We start from the raw sequence: 2,844 nt of genomic DNA, 5'->3' as shown, positions 1-2,844 counted from the left end.
CGCCCGCCGAAATATGACGCGGAAGAACTTTATGGCGTCATCCCCGACGACGTCCGCGCGCCTTATGACGTCCACGAAGTCATCGCGCGGATAGTCGACAGCAGCGAGTTTCACGAGTTCAAGGCGCTCTACGGCGGTACGCTTGTCTGCGGCTTTGCGCATATCTGGGGGATACCGGTCGCGATCCTTGCCAATAATGGCGTGTTGTTCAGCGAAAGCGCGCAAAAGGGGGCGCATTTCATCGAACTCGCCTGCCAGCGGCGGATACCCTTGCTGTTCCTCCAGAATATCAGCGGCTTCATGGTTGGCGGCAAATATGAGGCGGAGGGCATCGCCAAGGACGGTGCGAAAATGGTGACAGCGGTGAGCTGCGCGCGCGTGCCGAAATTTACCGTGATCGTCGGCGGCAGCTTCGGCGCGGGCAATTACGGCATGTGCGGGCGGGCTTACTCCCCGCGTTTCCTCTTCACCTGGCCCAATGCGCGGATTTCGGTGATGGGCGGCGAACAGGCAGCGAGCGTGCTGGCCACCGTCCACCGCGACGCCGACAAATGGACGCCGGAAGAGGCGGAGTCTTTCAAAGCCCCCATTCGCCAGAAATATGAAGACGAAGGCAACCCCTATCACGCCACGGCGCGGCTGTGGGATGACGGGATTATCGACCCGGCACAGACACGCGATGTCCTGGGGCTGGCGCTGGCGGCGGCGTTAAATGCGCCAGTTGAGGAGGCGCCTCGCTTTGGGGTGTTCCGGATGTGAGGGGGACAGAGGTGCTAAACCTGTTTTGGACAATTGCCGCGATCATGGCTTTCTTCACCTTTGTAGTCCACACGTTCGTTGGTACTCGTTTTGCCGTGGCTCCCTTACGCGCTGCGGACGAACATTTACCTAAGGCAACGATCTGGCTGAACTATCTGTGTTGGCATATCGTTACCGGGGCGCTGTTCATTTTGGCAATTACGCTGTTCTGTGCTGCGCTCGGACGATTGCATCCGGATGTGGTCATTGTCAGCATTATGCTCTTATTTTGCGTTTCAACGGTCAGCATTATCTCCACCACGAAGGCTCGTATTCCTTTCTATCGTTTTCCCGCAAGCTATCTTGGGGGCAGTACCGCGCTCGTCGCATCGTTAGGTTTTTGGCAATGATCCAATCCCTCCTCATCGCCAACCGCGGCGAGATTGCATGCCGGATCATCCGGACCGCACGCGCTATGGGCATTCGCACCGTTGCGGTCTATTCGGATGCTGATGCCAAGGCGTTGCATGTGCGCCAGGCCGATGAGGCGGTGCATATCGGGCCGTCTCCGGCGCGGGAGAGCTATCTGGTGGGTGAGAAGATCATCGCCGCCGCGCTTGCCACAAAGGCGGAGGCGATCCATCCGGGCTATGGCTTTCTGTCCGAAAATGCCGAGTTTGCGCAGGCCGTGATCGACGCAGGTCTGGTCTGGGTCGGACCGCGCCCCGCCAGCATCACCGCGATGGGGCTGAAGGATGCGGCCAAGAAATTGATGGCCGAGGCGGGCGTGCCCGTCACCCCCGGCTATATGGGCGAGAATCAGGACCCTGCGTTTCTTGGCGAACGCGCCGCCGAAATCGGATATCCCGTCCTCATCAAGGCGGTCGCAGGCGGCGGCGGCAAGGGGATGCGTAAGGTTGAGGACTCAGCCGACTTCGCGGATGCGCTTGCCAGTTGCCAGCGTGAGGCTACCGCCTCGTTCGGCAATGCCCATGTGTTGATCGAGAAATATATCCAGCGCCCGCGCCATATCGAGGTGCAGGTGTTTGGCGATACCCACGGCAACATCGTCCATTTGTTCGAACGCGATTGCTCGCTCCAACGCCGCCACCAAAAAGTCATCGAGGAAGCCCCCGCGCCGGGCATGGACGAAGCGACCCGCGAACAGCTTTGCGCGGCTGCGGTGAAGGCGGCCAAGGCGGTCGACTATGTCGGCGCAGGCACAATCGAGTTCATCGCCGACGCATCCGAAGGCCTGCGCGCCGACCGCATCTGGTTCATGGAAATGAACACGCGGTTGCAAGTCGAGCATCCTGTGACCGAGGAAATCACCGGCGTCGATCTGGTCGAATGGCAGTTAAGGGTGGCGAGCGGCGAAAGGCTACCGCTTGAGCAGCACGAGATTGAAATCAACGGGCACGCAATCGAAGTAAGGCTCTATGCAGAAGATCCGGCCTCTGGCTTTCTTCCTAGCACTGGCCGACTGCAAAAATGTGCTTTTCAGAAGGACGATGTACGCGTCGACTCTGGTTATGAAAAAGGATGTGTGGTTTCCCAATATTATGATCCAATGATTGCGAAGATAATTGCGCATGACGACAATAGAGCAGGAGCAATTTCTTCCTTGCTCGGTTCGCTTGATGGCACGGCCATGTGGCCAGTGAAATCTAACGCGGCATTCCTATATCGCGCATTGGATCACGCTAGTTTTCGGAAAGCCGAACTCAGCACATCGTTCATCGTTGACCATGCTGACGATCTCGCGGTGATTACCGAGCCCGATTATTACATGTTGCGTATGGCGGCTTGTCAGTTGATTTACGACCGCGAGGAGCTTTGGGGACTAGAACTCACGGCATTTAGGCTAAATACCAAAAAAGACTATCGCGTTCGAATGCGGGTGGGGGGTGAACGCTACACGATTGTCGCGCCCGACGATTTTTTGAACACAACCTACGTGTCTTCACTTGGAACTGATATTGCTTTGGTAACAAACGAAGGTGCAAGTTTTGGCGTGACCCTTGATCACAGTTACGGAAATGGGAGCGGGGGAGTCTCCTCTGGCACCATCCTCTCCCCCATGCCGGGCCGTATCATCGCGGTCGA

3 protein-coding genes are annotated in these 2,844 nt (G+C 57.7%); all 3 read left to right on the top strand.

What is annotated here, in order from left to right; genetic code table 11:
* A partial coding sequence (locus ACKVOS_RS00200) for a carboxyl transferase domain-containing protein (protein WP_409210003.1) occupies nt 1-759 on the top strand: 759 nt, incomplete at its 5' end.
* Nucleotides 760-770: 11 nt separating this feature from the next.
* Nucleotides 771-1,148 carry a hypothetical protein gene (locus ACKVOS_RS00195; RefSeq protein WP_409210002.1) on the top strand — a complete coding sequence of 126 codons (378 nt, stop codon included), beginning with the start codon at nt 771-773 and terminating at the stop codon, nt 1,146-1,148.
* On the top strand, nt 1,145-2,844 hold a 1,700-nt coding region (locus tag ACKVOS_RS00190; protein WP_409210001.1), incomplete at its 3' end, for an acetyl/propionyl/methylcrotonyl-CoA carboxylase subunit alpha. The genes ACKVOS_RS00195 and ACKVOS_RS00190, both read left to right, overlap by 4 nt.

Origin of the sequence: Sphingorhabdus sp. (assembly GCF_046154385.1) — a bacterium.
Taxonomy (GTDB): Bacteria; Pseudomonadota; Alphaproteobacteria; order Sphingomonadales; family Sphingomonadaceae; genus Sphingorhabdus_B.
This window is presented reverse-complemented; position numbering and strand designations above follow the sequence as displayed.